The organism is Enterococcus alishanensis, from assembly GCF_019218635.1.
In the GTDB taxonomy this organism is placed as follows: domain Bacteria; phylum Bacillota; class Bacilli; order Lactobacillales; family Enterococcaceae; genus Enterococcus_A; species Enterococcus_A alishanensis.
This window is the reverse complement of sequence record NZ_JAHUZB010000045.1, coordinates 1-412: the sequence shown is the minus strand read 5'-3', so window position 1 is coordinate 412 and position 412 is coordinate 1. Positions and strand designations below refer to the sequence as shown.

Below are 412 nucleotides of genomic sequence, written 5' to 3'. Positions count from 1 at the left end.
AGTCCGGCGCCGAAAGCCGGAACACGCTGTATTCCGCCTTCGTCAAGCGCTCTCCCAAGTACCTGGACCCGGCCAGCTCTTATTCCAATGACGAGACGCCTTATACCTACAACGTCTATGAAACGCTCTACGGCTACCACTACCTGAAGCGGCCCTACGAGCTGGTGCCCCGCGCGGCTGCGAGCATCGATCCGCCCGTTTACCTGGACAAGCAGGGCAACACGCTGCCGGCCGACGCGCCGGGCGAGCAGATCGCGCAGAGCGTGTACGACATCAAGCTGCGCCCCGGCATGCGCTACGCGCCGCATCCTGCCTTCGCCAAGAAATCAGACGGGTCTTACGCGTATTTCCCCGTGGCGGCCGCTGAGCTGCAGGACAAGTACGCCATCCCGGATTTTCCGCTGACCGGCAC

1 protein-coding gene is annotated in these 412 nt (G+C 63.1%); it reads left to right on the top strand.

From position 1 onward, the window contains the following. Window positions 1-412: hypothetical protein (locus KUA55_RS18210; protein WP_218327776.1), on the top strand; the 412-nt coding region annotated here is incomplete at both ends.